Annotated in this window: 15 protein-coding genes and 1 tRNA gene; 6 read left to right on the forward strand and 10 right to left on the reverse strand. The window is 61.5% G+C overall.

Annotated features, from left to right (window positions below):
* The first annotated feature begins 71 nt into the window (after positions 1 to 71).
* The gene (locus tag HX807_RS05225) at positions 72 to 1,376 is read left to right on the forward strand and encodes a Vps62-related protein (RefSeq protein ID WP_177049445.1); all 1,305 of its coding nucleotides are present in this window, start codon (positions 72 to 74) and stop codon (positions 1,374 to 1,376) included.
* On the opposite strand, the gene HX807_RS05230 is transcribed toward HX807_RS05225, so the two are convergent.
* From HX807_RS05230 to HX807_RS05260, 7 genes are all read right to left on the reverse strand, one after another.
* Positions 1,329 to 2,087: an ABC transporter substrate-binding protein gene (locus tag HX807_RS05230; protein WP_003218028.1), complete on the reverse strand. Its 759-nt coding sequence runs from the start codon at positions 2,085 to 2,087 to the stop codon at positions 1,329 to 1,331. The two genes, HX807_RS05225 and HX807_RS05230, sit on opposite strands and share 48 nt — an antisense overlap.
* 66 nt (positions 2,088 to 2,153) lie before the next feature.
* Positions 2,154 to 2,924 (reverse strand): imidazole glycerol phosphate synthase subunit HisF, encoded by a 771-nt coding sequence (hisF, locus tag HX807_RS05235; protein ID WP_003218030.1) that lies wholly within the window; start codon positions 2,922 to 2,924, stop codon positions 2,154 to 2,156.
* 9 nt (positions 2,925 to 2,933) lie between these two features.
* Positions 2,934 to 3,671 (reverse strand): 1-(5-phosphoribosyl)-5-[(5-phosphoribosylamino)methylideneamino]imidazole-4-carboxamide isomerase, encoded by a 738-nt coding sequence (gene hisA, locus HX807_RS05240; protein WP_008435688.1) that lies wholly within the window; start codon positions 3,669 to 3,671, stop codon positions 2,934 to 2,936.
* 39 nt (positions 3,672 to 3,710) lie between these two features.
* The gene (locus tag HX807_RS05245) at positions 3,711 to 3,968 is read right to left on the reverse strand and encodes a DUF2164 domain-containing protein (RefSeq protein WP_003218033.1); all 258 of its coding nucleotides are present in this window, start codon (positions 3,966 to 3,968) and stop codon (positions 3,711 to 3,713) included.
* Complete coding sequence (gene hisH, locus HX807_RS05250; RefSeq protein WP_003218034.1) at positions 3,968 to 4,606, reverse strand: imidazole glycerol phosphate synthase subunit HisH; 639 nt, start codon at positions 4,604 to 4,606, stop codon at positions 3,968 to 3,970. The genes HX807_RS05245 and hisH overlap by 1 nt, the downstream gene beginning before the upstream one ends.
* Entirely contained in the window at positions 4,606 to 5,199 is a 594-nt protein-coding gene (hisB, locus tag HX807_RS05255) for an imidazoleglycerol-phosphate dehydratase HisB (protein WP_003218037.1), read from the reverse strand. Before hisB ends, hisH begins: the two co-directional genes overlap by 1 nt.
* A gap of 240 nt (positions 5,200 to 5,439) precedes the next feature.
* Positions 5,440 to 7,101, reverse strand: coding sequence for an OFA family MFS transporter (locus HX807_RS05260; RefSeq protein WP_003218039.1), 1,662 nt, complete (start codon positions 7,099 to 7,101; stop codon positions 5,440 to 5,442).
* A gap of 295 nt (positions 7,102 to 7,396) precedes the next feature.
* Here HX807_RS05260 and HX807_RS05265 point away from each other — a divergent pair, with 295 nt between their 5' ends.
* From HX807_RS05265 to HX807_RS05280, 4 genes are all read left to right on the forward strand, one after another.
* The gene (locus HX807_RS05265; RefSeq protein ID WP_177049446.1) at positions 7,397 to 9,613 is read left to right on the forward strand and encodes an AsmA family protein; all 2,217 of its coding nucleotides are present in this window, start codon (positions 7,397 to 7,399) and stop codon (positions 9,611 to 9,613) included.
* A complete protein-coding gene (gene mutY / locus HX807_RS05270; RefSeq protein WP_008435691.1) occupies positions 9,610 to 10,677 on the forward strand; it encodes an A/G-specific adenine glycosylase in 1,068 nt (355 codons plus the stop codon). Before HX807_RS05265 ends, mutY begins: the two co-directional genes overlap by 4 nt.
* Complete coding sequence (locus HX807_RS05275) at positions 10,674 to 10,946, forward strand: oxidative damage protection protein (protein ID WP_177021041.1); 273 nt, start codon at positions 10,674 to 10,676, stop codon at positions 10,944 to 10,946. Before mutY ends, HX807_RS05275 begins: the two co-directional genes overlap by 4 nt.
* 103 nt (positions 10,947 to 11,049) lie before the next feature.
* Positions 11,050 to 11,125 (forward strand) — tRNA-Phe (locus HX807_RS05280).
* 91 nt (positions 11,126 to 11,216) lie between these two features.
* Here the strand turns inward: HX807_RS05280 and HX807_RS05285 are convergent.
* The 3 genes from HX807_RS05285 to HX807_RS05295 form a co-directional block, all read right to left on the reverse strand.
* Positions 11,217 to 11,507 (reverse strand): hypothetical protein, encoded by a 291-nt coding sequence (locus tag HX807_RS05285; RefSeq protein ID WP_256346888.1) that lies wholly within the window; start codon positions 11,505 to 11,507, stop codon positions 11,217 to 11,219.
* 237 nt (positions 11,508 to 11,744) lie between these two features.
* Positions 11,745 to 13,385, reverse strand: coding sequence for a glycosyltransferase family 39 protein (locus HX807_RS05290; RefSeq protein ID WP_177049447.1), 1,641 nt, complete (start codon positions 13,383 to 13,385; stop codon positions 11,745 to 11,747).
* An 87-nt stretch (positions 13,386 to 13,472) separates the two neighbouring features.
* A complete protein-coding gene (locus HX807_RS05295; RefSeq protein WP_177049448.1) occupies positions 13,473 to 14,438 on the reverse strand; it encodes an arsenic resistance protein in 966 nt (321 codons plus the stop codon).
* 172 nt (positions 14,439 to 14,610) lie between these two features.
* On the opposite strand from HX807_RS05295, the gene HX807_RS05300 reads away from it, so the two are divergent.
* Positions 14,611 to 15,531, forward strand: coding sequence for an alpha/beta fold hydrolase (locus HX807_RS05300; protein ID WP_102604466.1), 921 nt, complete (start codon positions 14,611 to 14,613; stop codon positions 15,529 to 15,531).
* Positions 15,532 to 15,581: the final 50 nt, after the last annotated feature.

The following is a 15,581-nucleotide window of genomic DNA, read 5'->3' on the forward strand; positions in this document are numbered from 1 at the left end:
TATATAGCTACCGCGCCTGACCGAGCGGACTCTTCGATAGTGGATCTTCGTATCCACTGGAGAGTCTGTAGATGAACTCACTGCAATACAAAGACCTGCTGATCAACTTCACCACCGAGTTCGTTCCTGTATGGAACGACAAAGGCACTCGCGCCGAAAAACCCGTGACCTTCTGGCGCCCGAGCACATCCTCCGACGCGCTGGGCAACTTCGTCCCGCTGGGTGATGTGGCGGTGGCGGGTTACCACAACATCAATCAACTGAACATCGTCGCGGTTGTCAGCGAAGTTGACCGGGAGAATGGCACCGCCTTGCGGCCCCCCGTCGACTTCGAGAGAGTCTGGGAACACTCGGGACCAAGGGCGCGCGCCAATTTCTCAATCTGGCGGCCCACCGCTCCAGAAGGTTATGTGGCGATGGGGCTGGTCTGTGGCCTCGGTAACGACAAACCACCACGCAATACCATCCGCTGTGTCAGAGAAGACCTGGTGACTCAGGCCTATGTCGACCAATTGATCTGGAGCGACCAAGGCAGCGGCGCCCACCGGGACTTCAGCGCCTGGGGTGTCTCCCCGTCGCAAGCAGCTCCTGGCCAAGCCTACCTGGCACCGGGCACCTTTACCGGCGCCGAGGGCTATGCCAAGCCAACCAGGCAAAGCCCGGTGCACGCCCTGCGGCTGGACCTTGCGCTTCATTCCGAGGATTTGCCGCCACTTTCACCCGAAATGGCACCAGGACGCACGATGCCGGAGCAGGTAACAGAGGGCATTCATGTGTGCGAACTGCCCTGGTTTACCGTGAACGACCCGACCCTGACGCCCCTGGAAAAACTGCAAACGTGCCCGGTATATCGGTTGAAAAGAATCGACCAGTACAGCTTGGTGGCCAGCGGTCAAAACACCACGCCAGCAAGCCAAACCTTCAGTTGGGTATTCGCAAAAGGAGAGATCAGTGACTTCTCCTTGGGCCTGCGCTCCTTGACCGGCGTCGATATAAAGGCTGCCTGGGCACCCCGCCATCCGTTGAGTATCAGTGCCAACCTCAATCGCGACTTCACGCATACGGGCTTGACCGCACAAGGCTGGGAACGGGAGGGCGTGGCGGATGTGATGGCTTACATCCCGGCGAATAAATCCATCGCTGCCTACCTGGTCAAAAGCCGATACGAGCTATTGCGGGCTGACGGCAGCCAGCTCGGGCCAACCCTGACCTATGCCAGCGGAGATAACGTCTACTTCAGCGAGCTGCTGCAACCTGAAGCGGCGGTTACTGCTGTTGAGGAGCCAGAGGAAGTACCAGCAGCGGTGCCCGAGCCCACAGAAAACAACCTAGAGATAACGCCCCATGATTTCATCGACGACACCCTCCTGCCGTAACTGATCGAGGGCCGCCTGGAGTTTCGCCACTACGTCATCCGGCACGTTTTTGTTCAGCGCCAGGTACAGCTCCGCGCTGTTGAAACGCAACACAGTCTTGAGCCCGGTCACCCCGACCTGGCGTGCCAGATAACGGCCCGCCGGGTCCCCGGTGGCCCACAGGTCGATCTGGCCATCCACCAGCTTTTTCGCGTTGTCCTGATCCCGCAACACGATCACCGGCTTGAGCCCCTGCTTCTCTAGGCTCTCGGCGATGGCGTCGCCCTTGTAGGCGCCGATCTTGTAGCGCCGCGCCTGCTCAAGGTCGCTCAGCTGAATCTTGCTGTCAGCCTTGGCCAGCAGCACCCAATCGTCCGGGCCGATGGGGCCGACCCATTTGAACAGCGCCTCACGGTCCGGCAAGCGCGCCATCACGAACACGCCGTAACCGGGTTTTTCCAGGGCGAGTTTGTAGATCCGGTCCCAAGGGAACCGCAGGGTCAGGTTGTAGGAAATACCGGCACGCTGGAACGTCTCGCGGACGATGTCCACGGCAATGCCTTCGATGTTCTCTTCCTTGGCGAAGTTCTTGCCGTTTTTCGCCATGTTGTACGGCGGGAAGTTTTCCGTCAGCAACACCAGGGAAGCGCCGTCGGACGGTTCATCAGCGTAAGCCGAACCCGTCAGCAGAACGGTGGTACTGGCGAGGGCGAGCAGCAGGTCTTTGAACATGAAAGTTACCGGAATCCATGGCAAGCCCAGAGAGTGCCGCGAGCCTGCCATGGTGTCCAGTGACGTTTAGCGTACGACGATACCGCGCGCCGCCATGTAGGCCTTGGCCTCAGGCACGGTGTATTCGCCAAAGTGGAAAATACTCGCCGCCAGCACTGCGCTGGCGTGGCCTTCGATCACGCCGTCGGCCAGGTGCTGCAGGTTGCCGACGCCGCCGGAAGCAATCACCGGGATGCCCAGGGCATCGCTGATGGCGCGGGTCACGCCCAGGTCGAAGCCGTTTTTCATGCCGTCCTGGTCCATGCTGGTCAGCAGGATTTCACCGGCACCCAGGGCTTCCATCTTCATCGCCCACTGCACGGCATCCAGCCCGGTCGGCTTGCGCCCGCCGTGGGTGAAGATCTCCCAGCGCGGGGTTTCGCCCGGGCCGGAGACTTTCTTGGCGTCGATGGCAACCACGATGCATTGCGAACCGAAGTGCTGTGCGGCTTCGCCGACAAATTCCGGGTTGAACACCGCGGCGGTGTTGATCGAAACCTTGTCCGCGCCGGCATTCAGCAAGTTGCGAATGTCCTGCACGGTGCGCACGCCACCGCCCACGGTCAGCGGGATAAACACCTGGCTGGCCATGCGCTCCACGGTATGCAGCGTGGTGTCGCGACCATCGACGCTGGCGGTGATGTCGAGAAAGGTAATCTCGTCGGCACCCTGTTCGTCGTAGCGACGGGCGATCTCCACCGGGTCGCCGGCGTCACGGATGTTCTCGAACTTGACGCCCTTGACCACGCGACCGTTGTCGACGTCCAGGCAAGGGATGATGCGTTTGGCCAGCGCCATGGTCAGTCCTCAGCCGTTGTAGGCGTCGCAGTAAGCCTGGGCTTCAGCGACGTCCAGGGTGCCTTCATAGATCGCCCGGCCGGTGATCGCGCCGATGATCCCCGGCGCCTTCGCGTCCAGCAGCGACTTGATGTCGCCCAGGTTGTGGATACCGCCGGAAGCGATCACCGGGATCCTGGTGGCGGCGGCCAGCGCAGCGGTGAACGGTACGTTGCAGCCCTGCATCATGCCGTCTTTGGCGATGTCGGTATAAACGATGGCGGAGACGCCGTCGGCTTCAAACTGCTTGGCGAGGTCGATCACCTGGACGGTGCTGATCTCGGCCCAGCCGTCGGTGGCGACGAAACCGTCCTTGGCGTCCAGGCCCACGATCACTTTGCCGGGGAACGCACGGCAGGCTTCGGCGACGAAGGCCGGGTCTTTCACGGCCTTGGTGCCGATGATCACGTAGCTCACGCCTGCTTTCACGTAGTGCTCGATGGTTTCCAGGGAGCGGATACCGCCGCCGATCTGGATCGGCAGGTTCGGGTAGCGCTTGGCGATCGCCGTCACCACTTCGCCGTTGACCGGCTGGCCTTCGAACGCACCGTTCAAGTCCACCAGATGCAGACGACGGCAGCCGCCTTCCACCCACTTGGCAGCCATGCTCACCGGGTCATCGGAGAACACCGTGGAATCTTCCATGCGGCCCTGGCGCAGACGTACGCAGGCGCCGTCCTTGAGATCGATAGCGGGAATAATCAGCATCTGGCAAACCTTATTCGATATTCAGCGTTGCTCGGGAAATCAGGGTTTCTCGAGCGCCCACAAGTCGCTTTCGATGCTTTCGAACCTTTCTTTAAGGTGCGTCTGCACATCGAAAATCGCCCTGTTGTAATAGTGCGGAGCAATTTCAGTGGTGAACAGTTCGAGGATTTCTGCGACCTCGAACGAGCCGAGCTTGAGCTCGAAGCGGTCTTCCATGAAACGCTTGATCTTGTCGGTGGCCTCACTCTCCTGCTGGGGAGTGAGGTTCAAGATCGGCGGCTTGACCTTCTTGGCCATTACCAGCGCCCGTCCCACGCGGCGAAGTTCTGCAGCAATTGCAGGCCATGGGTATGGCTCTTCTCCGGGTGGAATTGCACGGCAAAGCGCGAACCGTCGGCCAGGGCCGCAGCGAAGTCGACGCCATAGTGCCCGCCACCCACCACCTGGCGCGGGTTACCGGCGGCGATGTAATAGCTGTGCACGAAATAGAAACGCGCCAGGTCCGGCACTTCGTGCCACAGCGGGTGATCCACGGTCTGGCGCACTTCGTTCCAGCCCATGTGTGGCACCTTCAGGTGCTCGCCGTCTTCGTGCAGGTCCTTGCCGAAAAACTTCACCTGGCCCGGAAACAGACCGATGCAGTCGACGCCGTCGTTCTCTTCACTGCTGTCGAGCAAGGCTTGCATGCCCACGCAGATGCCGAGGAACGGCCGGTCCTGGCTGACTTCACGCACCAGGCTGTCGAAGCCCAGGCGACGAATCTCGGCCATGCAGTCGCGAATCGCGCCAACCCCCGGGAACACTACCCGGTCGGCTTCGCGAATCACGTCGGCATCGCTGGTGATCAGCACCTTGCCGGCACCTACGTGCTCGAGGGCCTTGGCCACCGAGTGCAGGTTACCCATGCCGTAGTCGATAACCGCGACCGTCTGCATTACAGGACGCCCTTGGTCGACGGCATTTGCCCGGCCATGCGGTCATCCAGCTCCACGGCCATGCGCAGGGCACGGCCGAAAGCCTTGAACACGGTCTCGATCTGGTGGTGGGTGTTGGTGCCACGCAGGTTGTCGATGTGCAGGCTGACCAGGGCGTGGTTGACGAAACCCTGGAAGAATTCCTGGAACAGGTCGACGTCGAAGCCGCCCACGGTGGCGCGGGTGTACGGCACGTGCATCTGCAGGCCCGGGCGGCCGGAGAAGTCGATGACCACACGCGACAGCGCTTCGTCCAGCGGGACATAGGCGTGACCGTAGCGACGGATGCCTTTCTTGTCGCCGATGGCTTTGGCAAATGCCTGGCCCAACGTGATACCGACGTCTTCCACCGTGTGGTGGTCGTCGATATGCAGGTCGCCCTTGCTGACGATATCCAGGTCGATCAGCCCGTGACGGGCGATCTGGTCCAGCATGTGCTCAAGAAAAGGTACACCGATATCAAATCGGGCCTTTCCGGTGCCATCCAGGTTGATCGAGGCTTTGATCTGGGTTTCCAGAGTGTCGCGCTCGACGGACGCCTTACGTTCGGCCATCACCAGCTCCGCAAAATCATTGGGCGAAAAAGGCAGCCATTATAGGGGCGCGGGCGCTAAACAGAAACATCGGAGGGGATAAGACTGATGGAGTGTCGGGGATAGACATGTCAGTACAAGTGTGGGAGCAGCTTTGTGTGGGAGCGGGCTTGCTCGCGAAAGCGGTGTGTCAGCCAATACATGTGCTGACTGATCCATCGCATTCGCGAGCAAGCCCGCTCCCACAAGGGTTACGTGGTGTTAGTGGAACAGTACTGCGGTTTTCTGCAGGGTGACCCACACGCCCCACGCCAACGGAATGCCCACCGCCAGCCAGGCGGCAACCGCCAATGGCACGCTGCCGGAGGAGGCTTTCCACTCCAGCACGGTGCTGGAATCGGCGCCCTTGTCATGGCCCAGCGCCTGCTCGGCAGCCAGTTCGGCGTCGGTCATGAAGTACTTGTCTGCCACCGGCCGTACCAGCAGGTTGCAGATGAAGCCCAGCACCAGCAGGCCGGCGAGGATGTACAAGGTGATGTCGTAAGCGGCAGCGCGTTCAACGCCGATGCTCAACTGATACTCACGCAGGTAGTTCACCAGCACCGGGCCCAACACGCCCGCCGCTGCCCAAGCGGTCAGCAGGCGACCGTGGATCGCACCCACCATTTGCGTACCGAACAGGTCCGCCAGGTAAGCCGGGACGGTCGCAAAACCACCGCCGTACATCGACAGGATGATGCAGAACGCCGCCACGAACAGCGCGACGTTGCCCAGGTGACCCAGGTTCGGGATCAACGCGTACAGGGCAAAGCCCAGGGCGAAGAACACGAAGTAGGTGTTTTTACGGCCCAGGTAGTCGGAGAACGATGCCCAGAAGAACCGGCCACCGATGTTGAACAGGCTCAACAGACCGGTAAAGCCGGCTGCGATGGCCGCGATGGAAGCCAGTTGGCCGGCATCCAGTTGGCCAAATGCCAGGCCGTTACCCAGCAACTTGCCGCCGAACACTTCCTGCAGCAGCGGCGAAGCCATGCCGAGGATGCCGATGCCGGCAGACACGTTCAGGCACAGCACCAGCCACACCAGGCGGAATTGCGGGGTTTTCCAGGCCACGTTCACGTGCACGTGACGATGGGTGATCATCGCGTTGCTGGCTTTTTTCGCCGGGGCAGTCCAGCCCTCAGGCTTCCAGCCGGTAGGCGGAACACGGTAGGACAAGGCGCCGCCGATCATGAACACGAAGTAGATCACGGCCATGACCACGAAGCTCTGCCACACGCCAACGCTGGTCGGCGAGGCAAAGTGGCCCATCAAGGCGGCTGCCAGCGGGGCACCCACCATCGCGCCGCCGCCGAAGCCCATGATCGCCATGCCGGTAGCCATGCCGCGCTTGTCCGGGAACCACTTGATCAGGGTCGAGACCGGCGAGATATAGCCCAGGCCCAGGCCGATACCGCCAATGACCCCGGAGCCGATCCACATCAGCCAGATCTGGTGGGTATAGATCCCCAGCGCGGAGATCAGCAGGCCGCCACACCAGCACAAGGCCGAAACGACACCAGCCTTGCGTGGCCCGGCATGTTCCAGCCAGCCGCCCCAGATCGCTGCGGAGCAGCCGAGGAAGATGAAGAACAGGGTGTAGATCCAGCCCAGCATGGAGATGGGCCAGTCGCATTGCGACGAGAAGACCTGGCTGATGAAGCTCATGTCCGGCGCGCAGGCGACCGGTGCGGTGATCCCCAGCGCCTTGGACAACGGCAGCCAGAACACCGAAAAACCGTAGGCCATGCCGATACACAGGTGGATCGCCAGGGCGGCCGGTGGTACCAGCCAACGGTTGAACCCGGGCTTGGCGATAATGCGTTCCTTGGACAGGAACGCAGGCTGTGCAGCAGTATTACCCGCCGCAGTGCTAGTGCTCATTGGTGTTTCCCCCAGTTATTAGTATGTGTCCGTCGGGCGCTCTCTCCCTCGGCCTTACACGCAAGGCGTGGCCGTTTTGTTGAGTAAAGCTCCTTTTAAACGCGACGTTTAGTCGCAGACGGCAGACGAACATGCGCAGATTAGCATCTGTGGATGACAGAAAAACCAAACTGATATCACCTTTCTGGAGTTATCTGATTTGTTTGACGCCATGTAACGATCCCTAAACAGCCATAGGGCTACGAGCGTTATACTCTTCGGCTAAATTTTAAAATCGACATACAAGGACTCGCCCATGAAAGCGTTCGGCAAAATCCTGGGTCTGGTACTTCTCGGGCTGTTGCTGATCATTGTGGCTCTAGGCTTTGCCCTGACCCATCTCTTCGATCCCAACGACTACAAAGACGAGATTCGCCAGATTGCCCGCGACAAGGCCCACATCGAGCTGACGCTCAATGGCGACATCGGCTGGAGCCTGTTCCCCTGGCTCGGTCTTGAATTGCACGAGGCCAGCGTTGCGACCCTGACCAATCCGAGCCAACCGTTTGCCGACCTGCAGATGCTCGGCCTGTCGGTGCGCGTACTGCCGCTGCTGCGCCGTGAAGTGCAGATGAGCGATGTACGTGTCGAAGGCCTGAACCTGCGCCTGAACAAAGACGTGCATGGCCACGGCAACTGGGAAGACATCGGCAAGAATGTGCCGGACCCGGCTACCGCCGCCGCCACGCCTGCCGTGGCTGAAGCGGCCACACCGCCCAAGCCTGAAAAGCCGCCGCAGCCGATCCGCTTGGACATCGACAGCCTGACCATCAACAACGCCCGCGTCGAATACAACGACGAGCAGACCGGCAAGCAGTTCAGCGCCGAAAGCATCCAGCTGAGTGCCGGCGCCGTGCACGAAGGTGCAAGCATCCCGGTCAAACTCACCGCGTTCTTCGGCACCAACCAGCCGCTGATGCGCGTCAAGACCGAGGTCAATGGCAACCTGCGCATTCAGCGCGCCCTCAAGCGCTACCAGTTCGAAGACATGAAGGTCACTGGTGAAGCCACCGGCGAGCCGCTGCAAGGCAAGACTGTGACCTTTTCGACCCAGGGCCAATTGCTGGTGGACCAGTCTGCGAATATCGCCGAATGGACCGGCATGAAGCTGTCGCTGAACCAACTGCGCGCCCTGGGCGAGCTGAAGGTCAACGACCTGGACAAGACTCCACAGCTCAGCGGCGCCCTGTCGATTGCCCAGTTTGACCTGGCCAAGTTCCTCGACAGCGTCGGCAACCCGCTGCCACCGATGGCCGCCGGCAGCCTGAGCAAGGTCGAGCTGGTCAGCCGCCTCAAGGGCACGCCGACCAGCCTGGCGCTTGAAGACCTCAACCTGAAACTCGACGACAGCACCTTCACCGGTCGCGTGGCCGTGGATGATTTCGCCAGGCAATCCCTGCGGGTGCAGCTCAAGGCCGATACGTTCAACGCCGACAACTACCTGCCGGCCAAGTCCGAAGCCGCCAAGGGCGCCGCGGCCGCGCGCCAGGCTGAAGTGCAGAACAGCGAAGCCGGCGCCATGGCGGCCGGTGGCACCACACCGTTGCCGGACGCCCCGACCAAAGCCGCGTGGAGTACCGACAAGCTGCTGCCGCTGACCCGCCTGCGCACCCTGGACGTAAACGCCGACCTGTCCTTTGGCCAACTGACCCTGAGCAAGCTGCCGATCCAGAATGCCGCCCTGAAAGCCTCCGGCCTCGATGGCCAGCTCAAGCTCGATACCTTGAGCGGCGGCCTCTACAACGGCACCTTCCAGGCCAACGGCAACCTTGACGTGCGCCAGGACATCCCGCTGCTGGCGCTGCAAACCCGCATCAAGCAGGTACCGGTCGAACGCATCCTGCAAGCCCAGGGGCAGAACCCGCCGGTGAAGGGCCAGCTCACCCTCGACAGCAACCTCAACGGCCGCGGCAATAGCCAGAAAGCCCTGATCGACAGCCTCAACGGTACCGCCAGCTTCGCGATCAACAACGGCGTGCTGCTCAACGCCAACATCGAGCAACAGCTGTGCACCGGCATCGCCCTGCTCAACCGCAAGACCCTCAGCGGCGACCAGCGCGGCAAGGACACCCCGTTCCAGGAACTCAAGGGCAACCTGACCTTCCGCAATGGCGTGGCCAGCAACCCCGACCTGAAAGTGCGCATCCCGGGCCTGACCGTCAACGGCGACGGTGACGTCGACCTGCGCGTGCTGGGCATGGACTACCGCGTCGGCATCATCGTCGAAGGCGACCAGCGCGACGTGCCGGACCCGGCTTGCCAGGTGGGCTCCAACTTCCAGAACATCGAAGTCCCGCTGCGCTGCCGTGGCCCACTGGAACTGGGCGCCAAGGCCTGCCGCCTGGACAAGGACGGCTTGAGCCAGGTCGCCATCAAGGCGGCAGGCAACAAGCTCGGCGAGAAGCTTGAACAGAAGCTCGACAAGGTCAATCCACAGCTGAAAGACGCGCTTAAAGGCCTGTTCAAACGATGAGAAACGAGCAGTTTTCAACGGCGGTGCTCGACTGGTACGACCGCCACGGTCGCCATGACCTGCCCTGGCAACAGGGCATCACGCCTTACCGGGTGTGGGTCTCGGAGATCATGTTGCAGCAGACCCAGGTCAGCACCGTGCTGAACTACTTCGACCGGTTCATGGCGTCCTTGCCAACGGTCGAAGCCCTGGCTGCCGCGCCGGAAGACGAAGTGCTGCACCTGTGGACCGGGCTGGGTTACTACACCCGGGCGCGCAACCTGCAAAAGACCGCGAAGATCGTCGTTGCCGAATATGGCGGCGAGTTTCCCCGTGACGTCGAAAAACTCACCGAACTGCCCGGCATTGGCCTGTCCACCGCGGGTGCGATTGCCAGCCTGAGCATGGGCCTGCGAGCGCCGATCCTCGATGGCAACGTCAAGCGCGTGCTGGCGCGCTTTACCGCGCAAGAGGGTTACCCGGGCGAGCCGAAGGTCGCCAAACAGCTGTGGGCCACCGCAGAGCGCTTTACGCCCCATGACCGCGTCAACGCCTACACCCAGGCCATGATGGACATGGGCGCCACCCTCTGCACCCGCAGCAAGCCCAGCTGTCTGCTGTGCCCGCTGGAAAAGGGCTGCGAAGCGCACCTGCTCGGCCTGGAAACCCGCTACCCGATCCCCAAGCCACGCAAGACCGTGCCCCAGAAGCGCACTCTGATGCCGATGCTGGCCAATGGCGAGGGCGCGATCCTGCTTTACCGTCGCCCCTCCACGGGCCTGTGGGGCGGTTTGTGGAGCCTGCCGGAGCTGGATGACCTGGCAGACCTGGAACACCTGGCCAACCAGCACTCGCTGGCGCTGGGCAAACACCAGGAGCTGCCGAGCCTGATCCACACCTTCAGCCACTTCCAACTGGCTATCGAACCCTGGCTGGTCCAGGTCCAGGAGTCTGCCCATCACGTGGCCGAGGCTGACTGGCTCTGGTATAACCTCGCCACCCCGCCGCGCCTGGGCCTTGCCGCCCCGGTGAAAAAACTGCTGAAGCGCGCGGCTGAAGTATTGAACGCAGGAGTTCCGTCATGACCCGCACCATCATCTGCCGCAAGTACCACGAAGAACTGCCCGCCCTGGAGCGCGCCCCGTTCCCTGGCACCAAGGGCCAGGACATTTTCGACAACGTTTCCGCCAAGGCCTGGGCTGACTGGCAAAAGCACCAGACCCTGTTGATCAACGAAAAGCGCCTGAACATGATGAACGCCGAAGACCGCAAATACCTGCAGGGCGAGATGGACAAGTACTTTTCCGGCGAGGATTACGCCAAGGCCGACGGCTACGTGCCACCTGCTGAATAATTGATCAAATTTGGGGGTTGGCCCGTAAGCGACGGTAATAATTAAATATTTTTTGAAAACTTGCTTGACGACCCCCTGAAAAACCCGTTTAATGCGCCCCGTTGCCCAGATAGCTCAGTCGGTAGAGCAGGGGATTGAAAATCCCCGTGTCGGCGGTTCGATTCCGTCTCTGGGCACCACTAATTAGTTTCAGGTGGTGCAAACGTCATCTGAAACACACAAAAAACCCGCCTGGTGCGGGTTTTTTGTTGCCTGCCGTTTTTGACTCCTTCAGCCCCCGCCCCGCATCAACGTCAACACCGCAACCCGCTCCTGCTCGGAGATGTGAAAACCACTCTCCTCCACGCGCGCAATCCAATCCTGCGCCGAGAGCGACTCGCCAAAACGCACCAGGCGTCCGTAGCGCCTGAATACAGCCTCCAGCACGCTGATCATCGAGGGGTAGCTGCAGCCTCCGTCAAAACAGATGCTGAGGCCGCCAAGCCAGGAACGGCCGATCACGTGGGCACTACCGACGCTCTCGGCACCGGCATACTCAAAATCCATTTTTACTGCTTCCATGTTGCACCCAAACTCATCACCACGAAAGTACCCAAGCCTAGCAGGCGCCTGTTTTGCGGCAGGCTGCAAAGCGCTCCAATCAGACCAACCGGTCATCCAGGCGGCGACCATACAGTAAGACGATCCAAAGTGCCGGTTATCAACACCTCATTCCGACCCCATTGATCCATCCTTAATTCCCCAGTGATCGCCACTCTCGTCGGCGTCACCACCGACAAGGATGTCAAGGCGACTGAGTCACTTCATCAGGAACACCAGCAGCGGGTTGTCATTCAACCGCCCATTGAACACCGGCGCCATGTGTTCCAGCGGCGTGCCGCTGAGCAATGCGGTTTGCTTGCGCTCCACAATCACCCAGGCGGGGCGCGGTAGCGTATCCACCAGCAAGGGTTGGTTGCGCCCGATGAACAGCGGCTGCTCGTCGTGATCCAGGTTCATGATGTAGCGAATCGCCCAGGTGTCCTTGGCCAGATCGACGAACACCAGGGTCCCGGGATTATCGGCACGCAGCTTTTCCACCGCGCTTACGAAGTTCCTGGTGTCGAATTGCAGGTCCTTGGCCGGCTCCACAACCTTCACCAGCACCAGCCATTGGGTGGCCAGCGCAATCAGGCTGAGCACCACCAGGCGCTGGCCGAGATTGCCCTGCAAACGGCGCCAGGCAATCACGGCTGCGAGTTGCAGCACGATCAGCACACCCACCAGCGCCGGCACTGAAACGTCCGGCCAGTAGCCGTGCTTGTGCCACAGATGCCGACAGACAAACACCACGACAATGCCCAGCACCGGCAGGACCGCCACCAGGCACTCATAGCCACGCCGCACGCCGAGCAACCAGCCCTGGGCCTGGAGCAAGCCATAGGCGGCCACCGCGGCAAACATCGGGACCATGGGCACGATGTAGTAGGCGCGCTTGAAGTGCGGCACCGACAAGCCCAGCAAAATCATCAGGCCGCAGGCGGCCAAGCGCAGCATCAACTGCACATCGGCATCGTCGTGGCGGGCCGACCATTTGTGGCGCAGGGCAATCATCGTCGCCAGGGCCAGCGGCACCACCGGGAAATAGCGGTACAGGCTCAGCTTGAAGTAGAAGTAGAACGCCTCACCGGTTTCATCAAGGCGCCCGGTGAATTGCATCCGCAGCACATCATCGACGAAAGCATCGCCCCCGCTGATCCGCGCCAGTTTCAACAGCGCCCACCAGCAGCCGGCCAGCAGGATCAAACCGACCACGCCGTGGGCAATCACCTTTTTCAGCAGTGCAATCCGCTCTTGCCGCGTACGAGCGGTGCCCAGCGCCCAGTAGACACAGGCCACCCCGCACACCTCGATCAACCCCAGCGGCCCGCGAATGGCAAACGCCACCACGAACAACGGAAAGATCGCATATTGGCGCAGCCGCGAGCCCAGGCGCTCACCGGTATGCAGCAGGTAGAAACACCCCAGGCACAACAACGAGATCATCTGGTCCAGGCACACCGAGCGCGACTTCTCCAGCAACTGGGCAGTCAATGCGGTGAGCAGCACCGTCAGCAGCGCCCACGCCCGGCCCGACGGCACCAGCAAGCGGTAGATCAGCGCCATGACCCCGGCAGACGCCAGGGCGGTGGGCATCACGTTAGCCAGGTCGTTGGGCGCGCCGAATAAACGGGCAAAGAGGTAGCTGAGGTAGGTCGCGGTGCCCGGATAGTCCGGGTAAGGCTCACCGTAGGTGGTAGGAAACAGGCTCGCGCCGTGGCGAAACATCTCTTGCATGAACACGGCCCAGCGGCCGTCGAAGCCCTGTGGCTGCTGGTCCCAGATGCCCAGGGTGAACAGCAGCAGGGCGATGAGGAAAATACCCAGCGATTCCATTCGAAAGCGATTGTGTTGATCCATTATTCAGCCTGTCAGGTGGGGTAAACCGGCTCATGTTGCCGAACGCCACCCTGAATAAGCCCTGAACGGAATCAAACATTCATCCGCCTAACGACGAGCGGGCCAGACCAGCAGCGGCAGCAGGCGGATATAGAGTAGCTCCCCTACCAATTCCACCAGGGTTTGCGTGATCACCGCTGCAGCAGCGAGCCCGCGGATCTCTTCGGGCAACGCCAGCGCCAGCGGCAGCACCACCAGGGAATTACGCGTGGAGGCGCTGAAGGTGACCGCCCGCGCCGTGGGCGCCGATAGCTTGAACAGGCGCGAAGCCAGCGCCCCCATCAGCGGGGCCAGCAACAGGAAGCCGATATACACCGGGATCACCGGCGCCAGCAGGCCGATATCGCGGACCACGGCGGTGATCTGCGAACCGATCACCACCATCAGCACCAGCGCCATGGCCGGCACGGGCAGCCAGGCCCAAGCATCGTTCCAGGCACTGACGACCGGTGAGCGCCGGGACTGGGAAGTGGTCAGCACCGCCAGAATCATGGGGGCAACGATCAGCAGCAGGAAGGCCTCGACAAACGGCCCCACTGCAACCACCACCTGCGACTGCGCCCCCAGCATCAACCCCAGGTAGACCGGCAACAGCAGCAGTTGCAGCAACAACAGAATCGGGGTCGCCGCCAGCATCAACCGCGAGTCACCCTTGCCGATATGGGTAAACACCACCACGTAGTCGATGCACGGCGTCAACAGCACCAGCAACGCACCCACCAGGATCGCCGGGTGTTCCACCAGGCCCCGAGTCAGCGCCCACACCAGCAGCGGAATCAGGATGAAGTTGGCCAGCAGCAACGCGGCCATGAAGTGTTTGTTGCCCAGCCCCTGGCGCAGGTCCAGAAACGGGATTTGCAGGAACATCGCGTACATCAGGACGGCGATGGCGGGCGTAACCAGGGCGGCCACACCTTGAGCCATGGAGGGCGCCAGCAGGCCGACAACGGCAGCCAGCACCACGCTGGCGAAGTAGATCGGGATCTGGTTTTGTTCGAGGGTGTCGCGGGTCATGGGCCGGCTCTGGTGGGCGAAAGGGTCTAAGCCTAGGCATCTGTGCCGCTCAGGTCGAGCCTCAGAAAAATCCCCGGGGTCTTCATAGCAGAAATTTGTTAGTTTCGACTTCTCATAAAACTGCGCACGGGCCTTTGACCCCCCATCGAAAGCGCAATGATCGAGCCTGTTCATGAACCTGCCAGTCCGACCTCAAGCCGAAGCATTCCGCGAGCCCACAGCCGATGGGCATTCCATCGGAGGCTTCACGTGGCGCCATCCGCGCACAGACGTTGAACGCCCGGTCGTCATCATCAACGCCGCCACCTCCGTACGCTGCCGTCACTACTCACGGTTTGCCGATTACCTGTTTGCCAATGGCTTCGACGTCATCACCTACGACTACCGCGGCATCGGCGAATCCCGCAGCGGCTCGCTGAAAGGGTTCAAGGCCTCATGGTCCGATTGGGGCGTGCTGGACTTCGAAGCGATCCTGCAGCGGGCCCAGCGGGAGTTTGCCGGCCAACCGATTGATGTGGTCGGGCACAGTTTTGGCGGATGTGCGGCGGGGCTCGGGGCTTCCGGCGCGGTGATTCGACGCCTGGTGACGGTAGGCGCGCAGTTTGCCTACTGGCGCGACTACGAGGCGAGCGGGCGCTGGCGGATGCTTGCCAAATGGCATGTGGTGATGCCGCTGGTGACAGCGGTTTTTGGCTACTTCCCGGGCAAACGCATAGGCTGGCTGGAGGATACCCCGGCGGGCGTGGTACGCGACTGGAGTACGCCGACGCCGAGTTATGAAAAACGTCCGAGTGGGCGAGCCTTGCCCGAGTTGCCGTTTTCGCGGGTGAAGGCACAGATATTGGCCATCAGCATTACCGACGATCCGTTTGGTACCGTCGCAGCAATCGAACGCCTGCTGGGTTACTTCGACGGCAGCGAGCGCACGCATCTGCGAATCGCGCCTGAAGATATCGGCGAAAAAGAGGTCGGACACTTCGCATTCTTTCGCAGCCAGTATCAGGATCGGTTGTGGCCGATTGCATTGGCTTGGCTGCAAAGGGGAGAGTTGGCCAACGGCACGCCGGGGCGCCAAGTGACGGATCGCACCTAGAAAGCCTTGGGATTTCTCCAGACCTGCGCTTCAATACCCCACCCCCAGAT

It is taken from the genome of Pseudomonas sp. D8002 (assembly GCF_013385695.1).
Lineage (GTDB): Bacteria > Pseudomonadota > Gammaproteobacteria > Pseudomonadales > Pseudomonadaceae > Aquipseudomonas.

Excerpts from the sequence above, each read along its gene's own strand:
- HX807_RS05225 (WP_177049445.1), top strand. The coding sequence starts at position 72 with ATGAACTCACTGCAATACAAAGACCTGCTGATCAACTTCACCACCGAG.
- HX807_RS05230 (WP_003218028.1), bottom strand. The coding sequence starts at position 2,087 with ATGTTCAAAGACCTGCTGCTCGCCCTCGCCAGTACCACCGTTCTGCTG.
- hisF (WP_003218030.1), bottom strand. The coding sequence starts at position 2,924 with ATGGCGCTGGCCAAACGCATCATCCCTTGCCTGGACGTCGACAACGGT.
- hisA (WP_008435688.1), bottom strand. The coding sequence starts at position 3,671 with ATGCTGATTATTCCCGCTATCGATCTCAAGGACGGCGCCTGCGTACGT.
- HX807_RS05245 (WP_003218033.1), bottom strand. The coding sequence starts at position 3,968 with ATGGCCAAGAAGGTCAAGCCGCCGATCTTGAACCTCACTCCCCAGCAG.
- hisH (WP_003218034.1), bottom strand. The coding sequence starts at position 4,606 with ATGCAGACGGTCGCGGTTATCGACTACGGCATGGGTAACCTGCACTCG.
- hisB (WP_003218037.1), bottom strand. The coding sequence starts at position 5,199 with ATGGCCGAACGTAAGGCGTCCGTCGAGCGCGACACTCTGGAAACCCAG.
- HX807_RS05260 (WP_003218039.1), bottom strand. The coding sequence starts at position 7,101 with ATGAGCACTAGCACTGCGGCGGGTAATACTGCTGCACAGCCTGCGTTC.
- HX807_RS05265 (WP_177049446.1), top strand. The coding sequence starts at position 7,397 with ATGAAAGCGTTCGGCAAAATCCTGGGTCTGGTACTTCTCGGGCTGTTG.
- mutY (WP_008435691.1), top strand. The coding sequence starts at position 9,610 with ATGAGAAACGAGCAGTTTTCAACGGCGGTGCTCGACTGGTACGACCGC.
- HX807_RS05275 (WP_177021041.1), top strand. The coding sequence starts at position 10,674 with ATGACCCGCACCATCATCTGCCGCAAGTACCACGAAGAACTGCCCGCC.
- HX807_RS05285 (WP_256346888.1), bottom strand. The coding sequence starts at position 11,507 with ATGGAAGCAGTAAAAATGGATTTTGAGTATGCCGGTGCCGAGAGCGTC.
- HX807_RS05290 (WP_177049447.1), bottom strand. The coding sequence starts at position 13,385 with ATGGATCAACACAATCGCTTTCGAATGGAATCGCTGGGTATTTTCCTC.
- HX807_RS05295 (WP_177049448.1), bottom strand. The coding sequence starts at position 14,438 with ATGACCCGCGACACCCTCGAACAAAACCAGATCCCGATCTACTTCGCC.
- HX807_RS05300 (WP_102604466.1), top strand. The coding sequence starts at position 14,611 with ATGAACCTGCCAGTCCGACCTCAAGCCGAAGCATTCCGCGAGCCCACA.